This window comes from Pseudactinotalea sp. Z1739, from assembly GCF_049725055.1.
GTDB lineage: Bacteria > Actinomycetota > Actinomycetes > Actinomycetales > Beutenbergiaceae > CALKWS01.
The window spans coordinates 202133-220196 of sequence record NZ_JBMPQA010000007.1; the positions used below are offsets into that span (position 1 = coordinate 202133).

The following is an 18064-nucleotide window of genomic DNA, read 5'->3' on the forward strand; positions in this document are numbered from 1 at the left end:
TTGTGGCGCCGCTACGGCGCCCGTGACACGGCAACCGGTCCGGACCTGGAGTGGTCCGGACCGGCGGTGTTGCTATCGACGCAGACCGAGCCGCTCGATCAGGGCGCGGTAACGCTCGATGTCGTTATCGCGCAGGTAGCCCAGGAGCCGGCGGCGCTGACCGACCAGCAGCAGCAGACCGCGACGGGAGTGGTGGTCGTGCTTGTGCTCCTTGGAGTGCTCGGTCAGGTCCGAGATGCGCTTGCTGAGCAGGGCGACCTGGACCTCCGGGGATCCGGTGTCGCCGTCGTGCGTGGCGTAGTCGGCAATGATTTGCTTCTTCACAGCGGCATCGAGGGCCACAGGGATCTCCTTCTGTCAGGGTTGTTGCGCGGAGCTCCGGGGCAGGTTCACCCGGGCATGGGACAACCGCGGCCGATCTGACGGCAACGCTCAGCCTAGCACCCACCGCCGCTGGTGACGCAGGCCGCACCGACGGATCGTGGTGATCCACACCACGCCGCTCAGGAGTTCCGGGTCCGCACCTGCTCCGGGGTGGGGTAGTCCGGTGCGGGCACACCGAGTCGCTCGGCGGCATCGCGCACGTCCTGCTGCATCTGACGGACCAGGGCATCGATCCCCTCGAAGCGCACCGTGGGACGCAGCAGGTAGCTGAACTCCACCACCACTTCCTCGCCGTACAGTTCCAGATCCCAGCGGCCCAGGACATGGGCCTCGACCTGGCGCGCCAGGCCGTCGAACGTGGGGTTGGTGCCCACCGAGATCGCTGCCGGCAACCGTTCGGCGGTCCTGGTCCCGGGATAACGCAGCAGCCAACCGGCATACACCCCATCGGCGGGCACCGCGCCGGTGGCGTCGGCGTCCAGGTTGGCGGTGGGGAACCCGAGGTCGCGACCGCGCGCATGACCGCGCACCACCATCCCGCGCATCCGGTGCGGCCGGCCCAGCACCTCAGTGGCGGCCTCGACGTTGCCGGCCGCGAGCAACTCGCGCACCCAGGTGGAGGACCAGCGCCGCTCCCCCGGGTCGGCGACGTCATGGACCACGTGCACGTCGAACCCGTGCCGGTGACCCAATCCGGTCATCGTGGTGCGGTCCCCGGAGTTGCCGCGCCCGAAGCGCACATCAGCGCCGACGACCACGGCCCTGGCCTTGAGTGCGTCCACCAGGTAGCGCTGGACGAACGTCGAGGCGTCCTGGGCGGCGAAGTCCAGGGTGTAGTCGATCACCAGCGCGGCATCCAGGCCGTGTTCGGCGAGCAGGTCGAGCTTGTCGGACAGTCCGGTGAGCAATTCCGGTGCCGCTTCGGGACGGTGCACCTGGGCGGGGTGTGGATGGAAGGTCAGCGCGACCGCCATCGCCCCGGCCTCCCGGGCAACGTTGACCGCCGCCTCCAGCACGGCCCCGTGCCCGCGGTGGACGCCGTCGAAGTTGCCGATCGTCACCACACTGGCATCCAGGCCCGCCGGTATCGCCTCGATCCCGTCCCAACGCTGCACCCTGGCTCCCTTCTGCGGCCCACTGCCGGACCGGTGCGAGGCTAGCCTGCCATCACTTCCGCCCGTGCGGGAACTCCAGGGGCGTCGTCGTGCTTCTCCTCACTCCGGATCCGGTGGCCCGCCCGGGCGGGTGAGCCCTGACCGTGGCCTACCGGGGCAAGGGCAGCGGCCCGTCGGCCGGGCGGCCCGCGGCGAGGAGCCGGCCAGAGGAGGAGTCCCCACGCGGCAGTGACAGCACTGCCAGCGAGGCCGTCGGCACGCGCATCCGGTCGCCGCTGAACTCACCCACGAGGTCCTCCAGCGCGGGATTGTGACCCACCAGTGCAACGGTCCGCGCCGACTCCGGAAGGCCTGCGATCACCCCTGCCAGGGCGCGGGGTGAGAACGTGTAGGCATCCTCGTCATAGACCACCTCCCCCGCGCCGGGCCCGCCGGCCTCGGCGATCGCGGTGTCGATCAGGTCCCACGTGTGGCTGGCCCGGGTGGCCGGGGAGACGACCGCCAGATCCAGCCGCACCTCGTGCTGACACAGCCACCGGCCCACGGCCGGCGCCTGGCGACGCCCACGCGCCGTCAGCGGTCGCTGTACGTCGCTGACCGGCACCGACCAGTCGGACTTGGCGTGCCGGATCAACACCAGTGTGTGCATGAGGGCCTCCTTCAGGCGGGGTCCAGGACCAGCACCGGCTTCAGGCGCTCACCGTGCGGCTGCACGAGAGCCACCACGTGCCCGTCCGGGTGCATCGCCGCGAGCGGGAGTGCCTGTGCGACCTCCGGGGCTCCCGGTGCGGGTCGGTCGATCGCCTGCCCGTAGCGAAGCGCCCGGGCCTCCGGCTCCGGCAGCGCCAGCACATCGAAGACGGCGGAGCACGCCGCGGTCAGGTCCTGCACCTGTAGGTGGTGCCCGCCCTCGTCGTCCGGGCTCGGCAGTTCCTGGGCTTGGGCGAGGCTGAAGCCACCCACCCTGGTGCGCCGCAACGCGACCAGGTGCCCCCCGGTATCCAGGGCCGCGCCCAGATCCCGGGCCAGGGCCCGGATGTAGGTGCCCGAGGAGCACACCACCCGCACCGGCACGTCGAGCACGGCGGTGCCGTCCTGCGCCCGGTCAGGTGTCGCCGGACCGGTCTGTTCGAAGACCGCGATGTGCACCGGGCGCGACTCGAGCACCACCTGCTCTCCCGCACGGACGCGGGCGTAGGAACGCTTCCCGTCGACCTTGATCGCCGAGACGCTGCTGGGCACCTGCTCGATCGCGCCGGTCAATGCTGCCATCGCCGCGGGGAGGGCCTTCGCGGTGCCGTCGGAGCGGCCGGCACCGGCGGTGATCTCCCCTTCGGCGTCGTCGGTGCTGGTGTCCTGACCGAGCCTGATGGTGGCGGTGTACTCCTTGTCCGCACCCACCAGGTAGGTCAGCAACCGGGTGGCCCGGTTGATGCCGAGCACCAGCAGGCCGGTGGCCATCGGGTCCAGGGTGCCCGCGTGGCCGACCTTGCGGGTGCCGGCCAGGCGGCGCACCCGCGCCACCACATCATGGCTGGTCCACCCGGGAGGTTTGTCGATCAGGACCAGCCCGTCGTCCACCATCAGTCCTGCGCGGGCTCATCCGCGGTCGGCACGCTCTGCCGTTCGGCCTGCTCGACCTGGTCGGCCGGGGCGCGGTAGGGGTCGGCCTCGCCGGCGAAGGTGGCGCCCTCCCGACGACGCGCCAGTTCGGCGTCCTTGGCCGCGGCTTCGCGCAGGGCCTGCTCCAGGTGCGCGGCGGTCTCCGGCAGTGCGTCGGGGACGAACTCGATGCTGGGGGTGAGTCGGATGCCGAGTTGGCGACCCACCTCCGAGCGGATCAGCCCGCGCGCCGAGGCCAGTGCGGCGGCACTGGCCTCCCGGTCGGCATCCTCGCCCAGCACCGTGTAGAACACGGTCGCCTGCTGCAGGTCACCGGTCACACGCACGTCGGTCACGGTGACGAAGCCCAGGCGCGGATCCTTGATCCGGGTGTCCAGCAGGGTGGCGACCACCTCGTGGATCCGATCAGCGACCTTACGGGCGCGGGCGTTGTCGCTCATGGAACTCCTTCACTACGGTCGTCCTGCGGGCACGGGCCGGACGGCGACCGATTCCGGTGCCGCCCGGCCCATGGTGTGGTACCTCAGGCGCGGGACTTCTCCTGCGTCTCGAACGTCTCGATCACATCACCGATCTGGATGTCCTTGGCGCCCAGTCCGATACCGCACTCGAAGCCCTCGCGGACCTCGGTGACGTCATCCTTCTCCCGGCGCAAGGAGTTGATGGTGAGGTTGTCGGAGACGACCACCCCATCGCGCAGCAGCCGCGCGTTGGCGTTGCGCCGGATGATTCCCGAGCGCACGATCGACCCTGCGATGTTGCCGGCCCGGGAGGAGCGGAAGATCTCCCGCACCTCGGCGCTGCCGAGCTGGACCTCCACGTACTCGGGCTTGAGCATGCCCTTCAGGGCCGCCTCGATGTCCTCGATGGCGGAGTAGATGACCGAGTAGTACTTGATCTCCACGCCCTCCCGGTCGGCCAGGGTGTTGACCCGGTCGTCCGGACGCACGTTGAAGCCCAGGATCACCGCGTTGTCCACGGTAGCCAGGTTCACGTCGTTCTGGGTGATCGCACCCACACCGCGGTGGATGATCCGCAGTGCGACCTCGTCGCCCACGTCGATCTTGAGCAAGGCGTCCTCCAACGCCTCCACGGCACCGGAGACGTCGCCCTTGATGACCAGGTTGAGGGTCTCCACCTTGCCCTGCTCCAGAGCCTGGGTGAACTCCTCCAGGGAGATCCGCTTGCGACGCTTGGCCAGGGTAGCGGCCCGCTCGGCGGCCTCGCGCTTGTCGGCGATCTGCCGGGCGGTCCGGTCATCGGGGGCCACCAGGAAGGTGTCTCCCGCGCTGGGCACCGAGGTCAGCCCCAGTACCTGGACCGGCATCGAGGGCAGCGCCACGTCCAGGTTCTCCCCGTGGTCGTCGAACATGGCACGCACCCTCCCGTAGGAGGTGCCAGCCACGATCGCATCGCCCACGGCAAGGGTTCCCGACTGGACCAGGACCGTGGCCACCGCACCGCGACCGCGGTCCAGTTTGGCCTCGATCGCCACTCCGCGGGCGTCCTTGTCCGGATTAGCCGTCAGTTCCAGCGCCGCATCGGCAGTCAGCAGGACCGCCTCGAGCAGGTCATCGATACCGGTGGCCTCACGTGCCGAGACCTCCACGAACATGGTGTCGCCGCCGTATTCCTCGGCCACCAGGTTGTACTCGGTGAGCTGGGAGCGGACCTTGTCCGGGTTCGCGTCGGGCAGGTCCACCTTGTTCACCGCGACCACGATCGGCACGTTTGCGGACTGGGCGTGGTTGATCGCCTCAACCGTCTGGGGCATCACGCCATCGTCCGCCGCGACCACCAGGATCGCGATATCGGTGACCTTGGCACCACGGGCACGCATGGCGGTGAACGCCTCGTGACCAGGGGTGTCGATGAAGGTCAGGCCACGGTTCTCACCCTCGTGCTCGGTGTGCACCTGGTAGGCACCGATGTGCTGGGTGATGCCACCGGCCTCGGTGGCGCTGACCTCGATCTGCCGGATCGCGTCCAGCAACCGGGTCTTACCGTGGTCGACGTGACCCATCACGGTCACCACCGGCGAGCGGGGCTCCAGGTCCTCCTCGCTCTCACCCTCCTCCTCGGCCTGCAGGTCGATGTCGAAGGAACCGAGCAGCTCACGGTCCTCCTCCTCCGGGGAGACGATCTCGATGACGTAGCCGAGTTCGGCGCCCAGGGTGGCGAAGGTGTCCTCATCCAGGGACTGCGTGGCCGTGGCCATTTCACCAAGGTGGAACAGCACCGTGACCAGGGACGCCGGGTTGGCGTCGATCCGGTCGGCGAAGTCGCTCAGCGAGGCACCCGCACGGATCCGGATGACGGTGCTGCCGTCACCACGGGGTACCTGGACGCCGCCCGGCGACGGAGCGGACTGCTGCTCGAACTCCTGGCGCTTGGCGCGCTTGGACTTCCGGCTCCGGGCCGGACGGCCACCGGCGCGACCGAACGCGCCCTGAGTGCCACCACGGCCGCCGCGGCCACCGGGACGGCCACCGAAACCACTACGCGGACCACCGCCGGGACCACCAGGGCCACCGCCGGGACCGCCACCACGGCCACGACCGCCACCGCCACGGGCGGGTGCACCCGGGCGTCCGACGGCGCTCTTGCCGGGCATCATCTGGGGCGAGGGGCGCGGGCCGCGGGTGTCGGAACCCGCACCGGCGCCACTGCGCGGACCACCGGGGCGCCCGTCACCCCTGCCACCGGGACGGGGCATGCCCTGGGAGGGCGCGAACGGGTTGTTACCCGGACGCGGCGCGCCGCCCCCGGGCCGCTGGCCACCACCGCGCGGACCACCGGGGCGCGCATCACCCCTGCCACCGGGACGGGGCATGCCCTGGGAGGGCGCGAACGGGTTGTTACCCGGACGGGCCCCGGGCTTGGGGCCGGGGGTGGGTCGAGGCGGCGCGGGCTTACTGGCCGCCGGTGCCTGCGGACTCTCCTCCGGCTCGGTCGCTTCCGGCTGGGCGGGCTCGGCCTGCTCCGGCTCGGGCTCGGGCTCGGGCTCGGGCTCGGGTGCCGGCTTGGGCTTGGGCGCCGGCTTCGGCGCAGCCTTGGGTGCCGCCTTGGTCTTGGCGGGCTTGGGCTCCGCCTTCTCCCCCTCGGGCGGCGGGGGGAACGCCTCGCGCAGCCTGCGCTGCACGGGCGGTTCGATCGTGGACGATGCCGACTTGACGAATTCGCCGAGTTCACTCAACTTCGCCATGACGGACTTACTGTCGACGCCGAGCTCCTTAGCGAGCTCGTGGACGCGGACCTTGGCCACATCTCTCCTGTCCTCGGCCCGCCCAGGACAGGGTGGACCGCTGTTAGTGGTTCGTACTCATCGCTGGGGACTCATCGGGTTCCCATAGTGTGTCGACCCGCTCTCTGTTCGACTGATCAACGGTTCATGTGCGGCGAACCACTCCAGAACAGCGTCCATAACTACTGGTTCACTCAGACGCAGGGCCCGGGAGATCGCTCGCTTTCGCACGGCACGGTCCAGGCAACCAGAATGCGGATGCACCCAGCAACCTCGGCCCGGCGCGCGTGCCGCCGGATCCACGATCACGGCCTGTGCCGCTATCGATCGATCCCGCACCAAGCGCACCAAGTCGGACCGCGGGGCCCGTTCCCGGCACCCCACACACGTGCGAACCGGTCCCAAGCCCGTCGACAAGTGTACTACTCCCCCGGCTCGTCCGGTCGAATGTCGATCTTCCAGCCGGTCAGCCGGGCCGCCAAGCGGGCGTTCTGCCCCTCCTTGCCGATCGCCAGCGAGAGCTGGTAATCGGGCACCACCACGCGGGCGGAACGGGCCTGCTCATCGACGATCTCCACACTGGAGACCCGCGCCGGTGACAACGCACTGGCCACGAACTCGGCCGGGTCCTCGGAGTAGTCGACGATGTCGATCTTCTCGCCCTGCAACTCCGCCATCACCGCCCGGACACGTTGTCCCATGGGCCCTATACAGGCTCCCTTGGCGCCCAGGCCGGGCACGGTGGAGCGCACCGCCATCTTGGTACGGTGCCCCGCTTCCCGGGCCAGAGCGGAGATCTCCACCGATCCGTCGGTGATCTCCGGGACCTCCAGGGCGAACAGTCGCCGCACCAGGTTCGGGTGGGTGCGCGAGACCGTGATCGAAGGCCCCTTCGGCCCGCGAGTGACATCGAGCACATAGGCCCGGATCCGGGTGCCGTGGGTGTAGTCCTCTCCTGGCACCTGCTCGTGCGGGGGCAGTACCGCCTCAACCCCGCCGACGTCGATGAACACCATCCGCGGGTCCCGACCCTGCTGGATGATGCCGGCGATCACCTCGTCCTCCTTGCCGCGGAAGACCCCGAGCACCTGGTCGTCCTCAGCGTCCCGCAGGCGCTGCATGATCACCTGGCGGGCGGTGGCGGTGGCGATCCGGCCGAAGTTGTCCGGGGTGTGGTCGAACTCCGGGCCCAGGTCGTACCCGGGGCCGGACGGGTAGGCCTCGGCGGGCGCGCCGTCCTCCTGGTTCTGCTCCGCGGGATCCGCCGGGACCTCGCGCTCGATCCGCTCCCGGGCATAGACGGTCACGTGGCCGCTGCTGCGGTCCAGCTCCACGCGGGCGTCCGCCAGGGCCCCCGGGGTGCGGTGGTAGGCGGACTCCAGTGCCTGCTCGATCGCCCCCACCAGTACGTCCAGGCTGATCTCGCGCTCCCGCTCGATCATCCGCAGGACACTCATGTCCACGTCCATGCCGACACTCCTTCCAGAAAACCTCGAACAGACAGGGGGACCTTCAGGCGTCGGCCGGGGAGCCGAACTCCACCTCGACCGTGCCCTGGCGGACCTCGTCCCAGGTCAGGACCAGCGGCTCCGGTGCCGGTGCGCCGCGCCGGTTCGGAGGCTGCTGCACCTGCAGACCGTCGTCGTCGGCGGCCACGATACGCCCCCGCACGATGCCTTCGGTCGTCGTCACCGTGGCCAGCCGGCCCACGGCGCGCCCGAAGTGGCGCGGCTGCGTCAGTGGGCGCGAGATGCCGGGGGTGGTCACCTCGAGCTGGTAGGGGCCGCGGAGCACGTGGTCGACGTCGTCCAGGCGGTTGGAGACCGCCCGGGAGACCTCGGCCAGCTGGTCCGAGGAGACACCCCCGGGGCCTTCCGGCAAGTCGATCACCACGATGAGGGTCCGGTTGCGGCCGGAGCCGCCGACGGCGACCTCCTCCAGATACAGGCCCTGCTCGGACACCACGGGCGAGAGTGCCTGGAGCAGTACGGCAGAGACGTCTGACGGGCTCATGGTTCTCACCTCGTGTGAAGTTGTCGGCGGGCGGTGCTGATGCCACAGCCTAAGGCCCGAACGTGGCACGATCAACGCGTGCAGATTTCCACGTCCGCCCCCCGGGGGCGAACCCGACGGTACCGGCTGAGCGTGGTCCTGGCCGTTCTCCTGATCCTCACCGGGTGCGGGGTCCGCCTGGATGTGCCGCCGGCGCCCGCGCCCGTTCCCGAGGGCCAGGACGAGGTCCGCCAGGAGGCGGCCCAGGCTGTTTCGGTGATCCTGCAGAGCGCCGAACTGGCGATCCCGGACGCACCGGAGCAGGTGGGCGGGGTCCTGCAGGCGGTGGCTGCTGACGCGCAGGCACATCTGGAGGCGCTCGGCGGAGTGTGGGAACCACCGCCCCGGCCCGAACCGGAGGACCCGGAGGACGCCCCGCCGGCCCAGCCCGAGCCCATCACCGCCGCCGGTGCATCGGATGTGCTGGCGGCACTGGAGGCAGCGGCACCGCAACTGCGTGGCGGCGCCGCGGGCGTCGAGCCCGACCTGGCCGTACTCCTGGTCTCGGTATCGGCCAACCAGCACGTGCACGCCCGGGACCTGGCCGGCGCGCTCGGCGCGGACCCGGCGCCGCCCCCGGCTGAACCGGCCGACCCGGCCGATGCCTATCCAGCCGCCTTCGGCCCCGAGGCCGCGCCGCTGTGCCGGGCGCTGGATGCCGCCGGGTACCTGGCGGAGGTGCGGGCCGGCCGGGCCAGTGGGGAGGAGGCGGCCCGGTTGGCCGAGCGGGCCCAGGAACTGCGGGCCCAGGCCGAACTGGTCGCCACCCGTGGCGGGTTCTCCGGTACCGAGGAGGACCCACGGGAGATCGCCTACGCCCTGGCGTTCGAGGACCTGCCCGCCCAGGCCCAGGCCCTCGCCCTGACCCGCGTGCCGGCGTGGCTGAACCTGCTCGAGTCGGCCGAGGAGGGCGCTGACCGGGAGTTGATCGCCATTCAGGTCATCACGGCTGCGCTGGCGGTGCACGGCCGGGGCGAGCCGGTGCCGACGTTCCCGGGGCGGGCCGGCTGAACCCGGTGCCCCGAGGTCGCTAGAGGCCGGCTTCGGCCAGCCGGTGCCGTACCTCCGTGGCCGCCACGCCCGCCTGGATGTCGTGCCGGGCGCCGCTGGCGCGTTCGCGAAACTCCACCACGCCATCGGCCAGCCCGCGTCCGACCACCAGCGTGTACGGCACCCCGAGCAGTTCGGCGTCGGCGAACTTCACCCCGGCGGAGACCTTCGGGCGGTCATCGAGCAGCACCTCCACGCCCTCGGCATCCAGGTCGGCGGCGATCTGCTCCGCGGTGGTCAGCACGTGTGGATCCTTACCCGTTGCGACGATGTGCAGATGTGCCGGGGCGACCTGCACCGGCCAGCACAGCCCGTTCTCGTCGTGGGTGGCTTCGGCGATCGCGGCCAACACCCGGGTGACGCCCAGGCCGTAGGAGCCCATGGTGACCACCCGGGTCTTGCCGTTCTCGTCGAGCACGTTCAGGCCCAGGGCCGCAGCGTAGGTGGTGCCCAGCGCGAAGACGTGTCCGATCTCGATGCCGCGGGCCAGCTCCAGCGGTCCGGACCCGTCCGGAGCCGGGTCGCCGGCGCGCACCTCGGCGGCCTCGATGGTGCCGTCAGCGGTGAAGTCCCGCCCGGCGACCAGGTCGAAGACGTGCTTGCCGGGTTCGTTGGCGCCGGTCATCCACACCGTGCCCGGCACGATACGTGGGTCGAGCAGGTAGCGCGCCGCTCCGGTACCGGCCGAACCGTCGGAGTCGTCCTGGTCGCGCGGAGCCCCATTGGGACCCAGGACCGCGGGCCCCATGTACCCGGGCACGAGTTCGGGCCGGTTGGCCAGGTCCTCGTCGGTGGCGGCCTCCACCAGCGCCGGCTCCATCGCGGCCTGCAGGCGATCCATATCCACCTGCCGGTCTCCGGGAACACCGACTACGAGCACCTCCCGGCGCCCGTCGGGGTGGGTGGCGGTGATGGCCACGTTCTTCAGCGTGTCCGCTGCCTGCCAGGGGCGATGGCTGCGGGGGAAGTGGTCATTGGCGAAGTCCACCAGGGTCTCGATGGTGGGAGTGTCCGGGGTGTCCTCCACGTGCGCGGCGGGCACGCCCGTGGCGTCGGCGTCCGGCGGCACGGGCGTGGTGACGGCCTCGATGTTGGCCGCGTACCCGCCCGGGGAGCGCACATACGTGTCCTCCCCCACATCGGAGGGGTGCAGGAACTCCTCGGAGAAGGATCCGCCCATCGCCCCACTCATCGCCGAGACGATCACATAGTCCAGCCCCAGTCGGTCGAAGATACGCTCGTAGGCATCGCGCTGGGAGGCGTAGGAGACTCTCAGAGCCTCCTCGTCGATGTCGAAGGAGTAGGCGTCCTTCATGATGAACTCGCGCCCGCGCAACAGCCCGGCGCGGGGACGGGCCTCGTCGCGGTACTTGGTCTGGATCTGGTACAGCATCAGGGGCAGGTCCTTGTACGAGGAGTACAGATCCTTGACCAGCAGGGTGAACATCTCCTCGTGCGTGGGGGCCAGCAGGTAGTCGGCCTCCTTGCGGTCCTGGAGCCGGAAGATGTTCGGACCGTACTCCTCCCACCGGTTGGAGGCCTCGTAGGGCTCCTTGGGCAGCAGCGCGGGGAAGTGCACCTCCTGGGCGCCGGAGGCATTCATCTCCGCACGCACGATCGCCTCGATCTTGCCCAGCACCCGCAGTCCCAGCGGCAGCCAGGAGTAGATCCCCGGCGCGGCGCGGCGGATGTAGCCGGCCCGCACGAGCAGTTTGTGGCTGGCGACCTCGGCGTCCACCGGGTCCTCACGCAGGGTTCGGACGAACAGCGTCGACATTCGCAGTATCACGCGGCCGAGTCTATCCACCACCGCGCTGCGGCCCGTCCCGGTCCGCGTGCACATCGGGCGCCGGCGCGTGAGGCATCGCCCGAGCGGCTCTGCCAGAATGAGCAGGTGCCAGAGATGCCCGAGGTCCAGGGGCTGGTCCAGGCGCTGCACGCGCAGTTGACCGGCCGGGAGATGCGCGCGGTGCACGTGGTCTCCTTCCCCGCGCTGAAGACCTACGACCCACCGGTCACCGCCCTGCACGGAGCGCACGTCGCCGGCGTGCAACGGCATGGGAAATGGATCGACATCGCTGCCCGCACCGGCGAGGACGAGGTGCACCTGGTCTTCCACCTCGCCCGCGGTGGATGGGTGCGCTGGCACGAGGAGGCACCGACCCGCTCGCCTCGACCGGGCAAGTCCGGCCTGGCGGTGCGGGTGCTGCTCGACCGGGGGGCTTTCGACCTGACCGAAGCCGGCACCACGAAGAAGCTCGCCGTGCACGTGGTGCGCAGGGCCGTCGACGTGGAGCGGATCGCCACGCTGGGGGTGGACCCGCTCTCGGCGGAGTTCACCCGGGCCCGCTTCGAGGAGTTGCTCGATGTCCGGAACGCCCAGGTCAAGGGCGTGCTGCGGGACCAGAGCCTGATCGCCGGGATCGGCAATGCCCACTCCGATGAGATTCTGCACGCCGCCCGGCTCAGCCCGTTCGCGCTGACCCGGTCCCTGGACTCCGGCGCCCGGGACCGGCTGTTCGCCGCGATCGAGAGCGTACTGACACGTGCGATCGAGGCAGCATCGGGCAAGGGGCCGGCCGACCTGAAGGATGTGAAGCGCTCGGGGATGGCGGTGCACGGACGCACCGGTCAGGCGTGCGCAGTGTGCGGCGACGTCATCGCCCAGGTCTCCTTCGCCGACTCCTCCCTGCAGTACTGCCCCACATGCCAGACCGGCGGTAAACTCCTGGCCGACCGCCGCATGTCTAGACTCCTGCGCTGACCGTCCCGGCCCAGGGGTGCTGCCAGGGGCTAGAGGAGGATGGTGGCGAAGGTGCCGACCTGGCGAAAGCCCGCACGGTGGTAGGTGGCCAGGGCGGAGGTGTTGTAGGAGTTCACATAGAGCGACACGATCGGGGCGAAGTGTGCCCGGGCATGGTGGATGACCGCGGCCATCCCGGGTGCAGCCAGCCCCCGGCCGCGATGGCGGGGGTGCACCCAGACGCCCTGGACCTGGGCCACACCCAGGCCGACGGTGCCGAGCTCCGCCTTGAACACCACCTCGCGCCCCCTTGGTCCCTCATCGATGCGCACCAGGGATCGGCCCTGATTCACCAGCGCCTTGATCCGGCGCTCATAGCCGCCACCGGCGGTCAGCGGTGAGTATCCGACCTCCTCGGTGAACATCGCGACGCACGCCGGGATGAGGATGTCCAGGTCCTCCGGGGTGGACTGCCGCACACGCGGGTCGGCCCCGATCGCGGGATCGTGATCGATCATCAACGACGGCTGGTCCGAGCGCACCTCCCTGGGCGGGCCGAGGTGACGGCGCAGCAGCGGCCACAGGGCCAGCACCTGTTCCGCCGGGCCCACCAGGGAGGAGAATCGCTGGCCGCGCCGGCGCACATGCTCGGCCAGCGCCTCCAATCCCTCCGGTGGCAGGTCGAGCGGCACCAGGTTGCCCGCAGCCAGGCACAATCCGAGCAACTCCTCCGAGCGCATCGCGCACAGCACCTGGGCACGGCTGTAGACGTTGTCCGACAAGGCCTCCACGTACTCGGCCAGCAACGCCGCGGCCACCGGGTCGACCGCCGCCCGGGCCCGCACCCGCTCCACGCCGACCACGCCGGCCTCGACGATGGATACCGGCTCGCCCGCCAGTTGCAGATGGCCCGACCGTTCCCGTCGGGGGCGGGACCGTCGCCGCGGCCACTCACGCATGTCGCTCAGGAGACGCTGACCTGCGGGGCCCCGGCATCGTCGTCGACCTCCATCTCGGCGGCGATCCGGTTGGCCTCGGCCAGGAGCGTCTCGACGATCAACTCCTCCGGCACGGTCTTGATGACCTCTCCCTTGACGAAGATCTGGCCCTTGCCGTTGCCGGAGGCCACGCCCAGGTCGGCCTCGCGAGCCTCACCGGGACCGTTGACGACGCAGCCCATCACCGCGACCCGCAGCGGCACGGTCAGGTGTTCCAGGCCCGCGGTGACCTGATCGGCCAGGGTGTACACGTCCACCTGTGCCCGGCCGCAGGAGGGGCAGGAGACGATCTCCAGTTTGCGCTCGGCCAGGTTCAGGGACTGCAGGATCTGCAAGCCCACCTTGACCTCCTCCACCGGCGGGGCGGACAGCGACACCCGGATGGTGTCCCCGATGCCCTGGGACAACAGCGCCCCGAACGCGGTGGCGGACTTGATCGTGCCCTGGAAGGCCGGACCGGCCTCGGTGACCCCCAGGTGCAGCGGCCAGTCGCCCGCCTCGGCGAGCAGTTCGTAGGCGCGCACCATCACTACTGGGTCGTGGTGCTTCACCGAGATCTTGAAGTCGGTGAAGCCGTGCTCCTCGAACAGGGAGGCCTCCCACACCGCCGACTCCACCAGTGCCTCCGGGGTGGGCTTTCCGTACTTGGCGAGCAGGCGTTTGTCCAGGGAACCGGCGTTCACCCCGATCCGGATGGAGACTCCGGCCTCGGAGGCGGCCCGGGCGATCTCCTTGACCTGATCATCGAACTTTCGGATATTGCCGGGGTTGACCCGTACGGCTGCGCAACCGGCGTCGATCGCGGCGTAGACGTACTTGGGCTGGAAGTGGATATCGGCGATCACGGGGATCTGGGACTTCTTGGCGATGATCGGTAGTGCGGCAGCGTCCTCGGTGGTGGGCACCGCCACCCGCGCGATGTCGCATCCGGCGGCAGTCAGTTCGGCGATCTGCTGCAAGGTGGCGTTGATGTCGGTGGTGGCGGTGGTCGTCATCGACTGCACCGTGATCGGCGCCTCCGAACCCACCTTCAGCGGACCGACATTGATCATGCGGGTCTTGCGCCGGGGCCGCAGCACCGGGGGCGCCGCTTTGACGGTGGGGATCCCGAGATCGACAGGTACGCTCACGCCCTCAGTGTAAGTGGTCGGTACCCGGTCAGGTCAGTGTGATCGGGTCGATGATGTCGGCCACGGCCAGCAGCAGACTCATCCCGATCATCACGATCACCACCACGTAGGTCAGTGGCATCAGCCGGGCGGTGTCCACCGGCCCCGGGTCGGCCCGCCCGAAGAGGCCCGCCACACGGCGCCTGGCCCCCTCGAACAACGCCCCGGCGAGGTGTCCGCCGTCCAGGGGTAGCAGCGGGATCATGTTGAACACGAACAGCGCCATGTTCAGCGAGGCGATCAGGGAGAGCATGTCCGCGGTGCGCTCGGCCGGACCGTAGTCACTCAACTCCACCGAGGTGATCTCCCCGGCGAAGCGGCCCACGCCGATCAGGCCCATCACACCGGGGTCACGTTCGGCGTTGCCCAGCAGTGATTGCGTAATGCCGACCAGCCGTTGAGGCAGGGTCACCACCACCCGCACGGTGCCGCTGAAAACGTTCCAGACCACCTCCGGGACCGCCGTGATCGGCTGGCGCACCAGTTCTCCGGCCGGGCTGATCCCCACGAACGGCACCTGGGTGGTGCGGACCTGCCCGTCCGGGCCCAGCACGGGCCGGCCGTCGTCGTCGACCATCGGACGCTCCTCCAGCGCCGGGGTGACGGTCAAGGTCACCTCCTCACCCGCGCGTTCCACGACCACCTCGGCGGGACCGGTGCCGCCCTGGACGATCGCCTCGGAGACGTCCTCCCAGCCGCTCACCGCGGTGCCGCCCCAGGACACGATCACGTCGTCGGGCTCCAGTCCGCCCTGGCGTGCCGGGGCCGCCCGGTCGGTGTCCGTGCACTCCCTGCTCTCTCCGGCCGGGAGCACACACTCCGAGACCGAGCCCAGCCGGTTGGTGGGCATGAGTTGGCCGATGGTGGTAAGGATGATCGCGAACAGCACGGTGGCGATGATCAGGTTCATCACCGGGCCGCCGAACATCACGCCGAGCTTGCGCGGCACCGTCAGGGCGTAGAACGAGCGATGCTCCTGGCCGGGGACCACCTCCTGGGCGGAGAAGGTGCGGGCGTCCTGGGCGGCCCGGTCCATCCAGCCACGCACACCGGTGCGGTCGGTCGCGTGGGTACTCTCGGCCCGCGCCGGCGGGAACATCCCCACCATCCGCACGAAACCGCCCAGGGGCAGCATCTTGACGCCGTACTCGGTCTCGCCGCGCTTGGTGGACCACAGCGTCTTGCCGAACCCGACGAAGTAGTCGGTCACCCGGACGCCGAACAGTTTGGCCGGGACCAGGTGCCCGATCTCGTGCAGGGCGATGGACACGATGATGCCCACCACGATCACCCCGACGCCGAACCAGAACTCCATGGGCTCCTTCTTCCCCTTCGTGCACCAGGGTTAGCGTACGTCCTCCGGCCCCGGCTACCGTCGCCCTCAGCCCGCCAAGCGGGTGCGCAGCCATGCGGTGAGCACCGCCCCTTGTGCGTGCTGGAAGGCTCGCAGCGTCGGCAGACCGGGTGGCGGGGGCTGAGCGGACCCGTGCAGGAACAGGCCCAGCAGCACGGCCAGCACCGCATCCACCTGCTCCGGCGTACCGCCCAGGTCGGCCACCGCGCGCAGATGGGCGGTGAGGTCGGCCACGGGGTCATAGAGCCGCGCGTTCAGGGCCAGGCCCAGGGCGTCGAACCAGGGCGCCCCGCGGCAGGCCCAGGGCCAGTCCACGATCCGTACCCCCTCCGGGGTCACCAGCAGGTTGTCCGACCGGGCGTCCAGGTGCACGATCGAGTCCCCGGCCAGCGCCGGGCCTACCCCCTCGGACAACTCGATGAGCGGTGCGGCGTGCGCGGCCACCCACGGGTCGAGGCGGTGGCTGCGCGGTCAGCCGGCGCACCAGGGTCGCCTCCTCGCTCAGGCCGAGCAGGGTCGGTGCCCAGGCCGCGGCCGGAAGGACCGCCAGTACGTCCGCCTCCTGGACCACCAGGTCCACCGAGTGCGCGTTCGTGTCGGCACCGCAGGCCTTGACGAAGGCACGTCTACCGGCGGAGGTGACCACTCTGGCCGCCACGCCGGGTGAGAATCCGCCGCGCTGGGTATGCGCGCGCGGCACCGGCGCCCCCAGCGCAGCCTCAACGAGGCGTTTGCACCGGGCGTGGCAGGTCGGTCCAGGCCAGCCTGGGCCCGTACGGCTGGACGGGGGCGGTCCCGGGTGCCGGCTCAGACCATATGAGGGTGGTGGGGTTCTGAGTCTTGACGGGTCCAGGGCCTCACGGTGCAGATTCGTGGATCATCCCCCAGAGTGGCTGGGGGTGCCGACATGCAGCGGAGGCCCTGGTGTTCAGTGAGGTTACGGCGATTGGGTTGGATGTGCACGCGCGTAGCGTGCGAGCGGCGGCGTTGGACACCTCGACCGGTGAGTTGATCGAGGTGGGGCTACCTGCGGATGGCGGGCAGGTCACCGAGTGGGTGGCAGGTATCGCGGCTGGTCATGGGCCGGTGCACGCAGCGTACGAGGCGGGCCCGACGGGTTTCGGGCTCGCCCGGAAGCTGATCGCGGCGGGGGTGCCGGTCACGGTCGCGGCGCCATCGAAGATCCTGCGTCCCGCCGGGGAGCGGGTCAAGACCGACAAGCGCGACGCGCTGCTTCTGGCGCGGTTGCTGCGGATGGAGGAGCTGGTGGCGGTGCGCGTCCCGACGGTGGCCGAGGAGGCCGCCCGGGACCTGGTGCGTGCCCGTGATGACGCCCGGGTGGAGTTGATGGCTGCCAGGCACCGGCTGAGCAAGCTGCTGCTGCGCCGGGGGATCGTCTACGACCAGGGCAAGGCGGCCTGGACCGGGGTTCACGACGCGTGGCTGCGGCGGGTCCGCTGGGAGGGGCTCGAGGATGCCGGGGCCGGGACTCTGGCGGCGTTCGACGCCGCCTACGACGCGGTCACCACGATCGGTGCCCGCCGGGACCGCCTCGACCGCGAGATCCTCACCGCGGCCGCGGACAGCGAGTTCACCGCGACCACTCGCCGGCTGGGCTGCCTGCGCGGGATCTCCACCCTGACCGGGTTCGCCCTCGCGGTGGAGATCGGCGACTGGCACCGGTTCACCGGCCGCACCATCGCCTCCTACCTCGGCCTGGTGCCCAGTGAGCACTCCTCGGGCGGCACCCGACACCTGGGTGCGATCACCAAGACCGGCAACACCCACGCCCGCCGGCTGCTGATCGAGGCCGCCTGGCACCACAAGAGCGCCTACCGGCCCGGGAAGACCATGCGGGACCGGTGGGCCCTGGCGCCCGCCACCGTGGCCGCGCGCGGCGACGCCGGCAACCGGCGCCTGCACCACCGCTGGCAGGTCCTGACCAGCCACAAGAAGAAGCACACCATCGCCAACACCGCGATCGCCCGCGAACTCGCCGGCTGGTGCTGGTCCCTGGCCACCATGGACTAGCCACCCGAAAGCTCGTTCGCCGGCCACCGGGCCGGGGAGCATGCAGCGTGAGGAGCGCACCAGCGATTCGCCTGTGAGCAGCCGGCACCCGCCGGCCACGCTCGACCTCAGACACGCTCGGACGCTCTCGCCGGAACACGGTCATGCGGTAACCAACCCGCGCATATCAGACTGACCACGCGTCACCAGACACGCCGCACCCCGACCCGCCCCCAGCGAACGACGAAGCGCCGCCAGACACGGCCAGTCCGGCGGCGCTTCACCCTGCCCACTTGACAAACAAGCCCCACATATCAGGCGA

General features: G+C 70.5%; 17 protein-coding genes. 3 read left to right on the plus strand and 14 right to left on the minus strand.

What is annotated here, in order from left to right:
* Positions 1–72 precede the first annotated feature (72 nt).
* The 9 genes from rpsO to rimP form a co-directional block, all read right to left on the minus strand.
* A complete protein-coding gene (gene rpsO / locus ACO0LV_RS11290) occupies positions 73–342 on the minus strand; it encodes a 30S ribosomal protein S15 (RefSeq protein ID WP_424787997.1) in 270 nt (89 codons plus the stop codon).
* A gap of 161 nt (positions 343–503) precedes the next feature.
* Positions 504–1499, minus strand: a complete 996-nt coding sequence (locus ACO0LV_RS11295; RefSeq protein WP_424787998.1) for a bifunctional riboflavin kinase/FAD synthetase — start codon at positions 1497–1499, stop codon at positions 504–506.
* A gap of 148 nt (positions 1500–1647) precedes the next feature.
* Positions 1648–2148 (minus strand): SixA phosphatase family protein, encoded by a 501-nt coding sequence (locus tag ACO0LV_RS11300; protein WP_424787999.1) that lies wholly within the window; start codon positions 2146–2148, stop codon positions 1648–1650.
* 11 nt (positions 2149–2159) lie between these two features.
* Entirely contained in the window at positions 2160–3083 is a 924-nt protein-coding gene (gene truB / locus ACO0LV_RS11305; RefSeq protein WP_424788000.1) for a tRNA pseudouridine(55) synthase TruB, read from the minus strand.
* Positions 3083–3562 (minus strand): 30S ribosome-binding factor RbfA, encoded by a 480-nt coding sequence (gene rbfA, locus ACO0LV_RS11310; RefSeq protein ID WP_424788001.1) that lies wholly within the window; start codon positions 3560–3562, stop codon positions 3083–3085. Before rbfA ends, truB begins: the two co-directional genes overlap by 1 nt.
* Positions 3563–3645: 83 nt before the next feature.
* On the minus strand, positions 3646–6387 hold the full coding sequence (gene infB, locus ACO0LV_RS11315) for a translation initiation factor IF-2 (protein ID WP_424788002.1): 2742 nt from the start codon (positions 6385–6387) through the stop codon (positions 3646–3648).
* Positions 6388–6444: 57 nt separating this feature from the next.
* Positions 6445–6750 carry a YlxR family protein gene (locus ACO0LV_RS11320; protein WP_424788020.1) on the minus strand — a complete coding sequence of 102 codons (306 nt, stop codon included), beginning with the start codon at positions 6748–6750 and terminating at the stop codon, positions 6445–6447.
* A 38-nt stretch (positions 6751–6788) separates the two neighbouring features.
* Entirely contained in the window at positions 6789–7835 is a 1047-nt protein-coding gene (gene nusA, locus ACO0LV_RS11325; RefSeq protein ID WP_424788003.1) for a transcription termination factor NusA, read from the minus strand.
* 43 nt (positions 7836–7878) lie between these two features.
* The gene (rimP, locus tag ACO0LV_RS11330; RefSeq protein WP_424788004.1) at positions 7879–8379 is read right to left on the minus strand and encodes a ribosome maturation factor RimP; all 501 of its coding nucleotides are present in this window, start codon (positions 8377–8379) and stop codon (positions 7879–7881) included.
* 78 nt (positions 8380–8457) lie between these two features.
* Between rimP and ACO0LV_RS11335 the strand changes: the two genes are divergently transcribed.
* The gene (locus tag ACO0LV_RS11335; protein ID WP_424788005.1) at positions 8458–9429 is read left to right on the plus strand and encodes a hypothetical protein; all 972 of its coding nucleotides are present in this window, start codon (positions 8458–8460) and stop codon (positions 9427–9429) included.
* Positions 9430–9448: 19 nt separating this feature from the next.
* Here the strand turns inward: ACO0LV_RS11335 and ACO0LV_RS11340 are convergent, their stop codons facing one another.
* A complete protein-coding gene (locus ACO0LV_RS11340; RefSeq protein ID WP_424788006.1) occupies positions 9449–11257 on the minus strand; it encodes a proline--tRNA ligase in 1809 nt (602 codons plus the stop codon).
* Positions 11258–11362: 105 nt separating this feature from the next.
* On the opposite strand from ACO0LV_RS11340, the gene ACO0LV_RS11345 reads away from it, so the two are divergent.
* A complete protein-coding gene (locus tag ACO0LV_RS11345; RefSeq protein ID WP_424788007.1) occupies positions 11363–12232 on the plus strand; it encodes a DNA-formamidopyrimidine glycosylase family protein in 870 nt (289 codons plus the stop codon).
* Positions 12233–12261: 29 nt separating this feature from the next.
* On the opposite strand, the gene ACO0LV_RS11350 is transcribed toward ACO0LV_RS11345, so the two are convergent.
* From ACO0LV_RS11350 to ACO0LV_RS11365, 4 genes are all read right to left on the minus strand, one after another.
* A complete protein-coding gene (locus ACO0LV_RS11350) occupies positions 12262–13170 on the minus strand; it encodes a GNAT family N-acetyltransferase (RefSeq protein WP_424788008.1) in 909 nt (302 codons plus the stop codon).
* Positions 13171–13175: 5 nt separating this feature from the next.
* The gene (ispG, locus tag ACO0LV_RS11355) at positions 13176–14339 is read right to left on the minus strand and encodes a flavodoxin-dependent (E)-4-hydroxy-3-methylbut-2-enyl-diphosphate synthase (protein ID WP_424788009.1); all 1164 of its coding nucleotides are present in this window, start codon (positions 14337–14339) and stop codon (positions 13176–13178) included.
* A gap of 28 nt (positions 14340–14367) precedes the next feature.
* Positions 14368–15693 carry a M50 family metallopeptidase gene (locus ACO0LV_RS11360; protein ID WP_424788010.1) on the minus strand — a complete coding sequence of 442 codons (1326 nt, stop codon included), beginning with the start codon at positions 15691–15693 and terminating at the stop codon, positions 14368–14370.
* Between the two features lie 66 nt (positions 15694–15759).
* Positions 15760–16176: a hypothetical protein gene (locus ACO0LV_RS11365; protein WP_424788011.1), complete on the minus strand. Its 417-nt coding sequence runs from the start codon at positions 16174–16176 to the stop codon at positions 15760–15762.
* Between the two features lie 480 nt (positions 16177–16656).
* Between ACO0LV_RS11365 and ACO0LV_RS11370 the strand changes: the two genes are divergently transcribed.
* On the plus strand, positions 16657–17763 hold the full coding sequence (locus ACO0LV_RS11370; protein ID WP_424788012.1) for an IS110 family transposase: 1107 nt from the start codon (positions 16657–16659) through the stop codon (positions 17761–17763).
* The last annotated feature ends 301 nt before the right edge of the window (positions 17764–18064 follow it).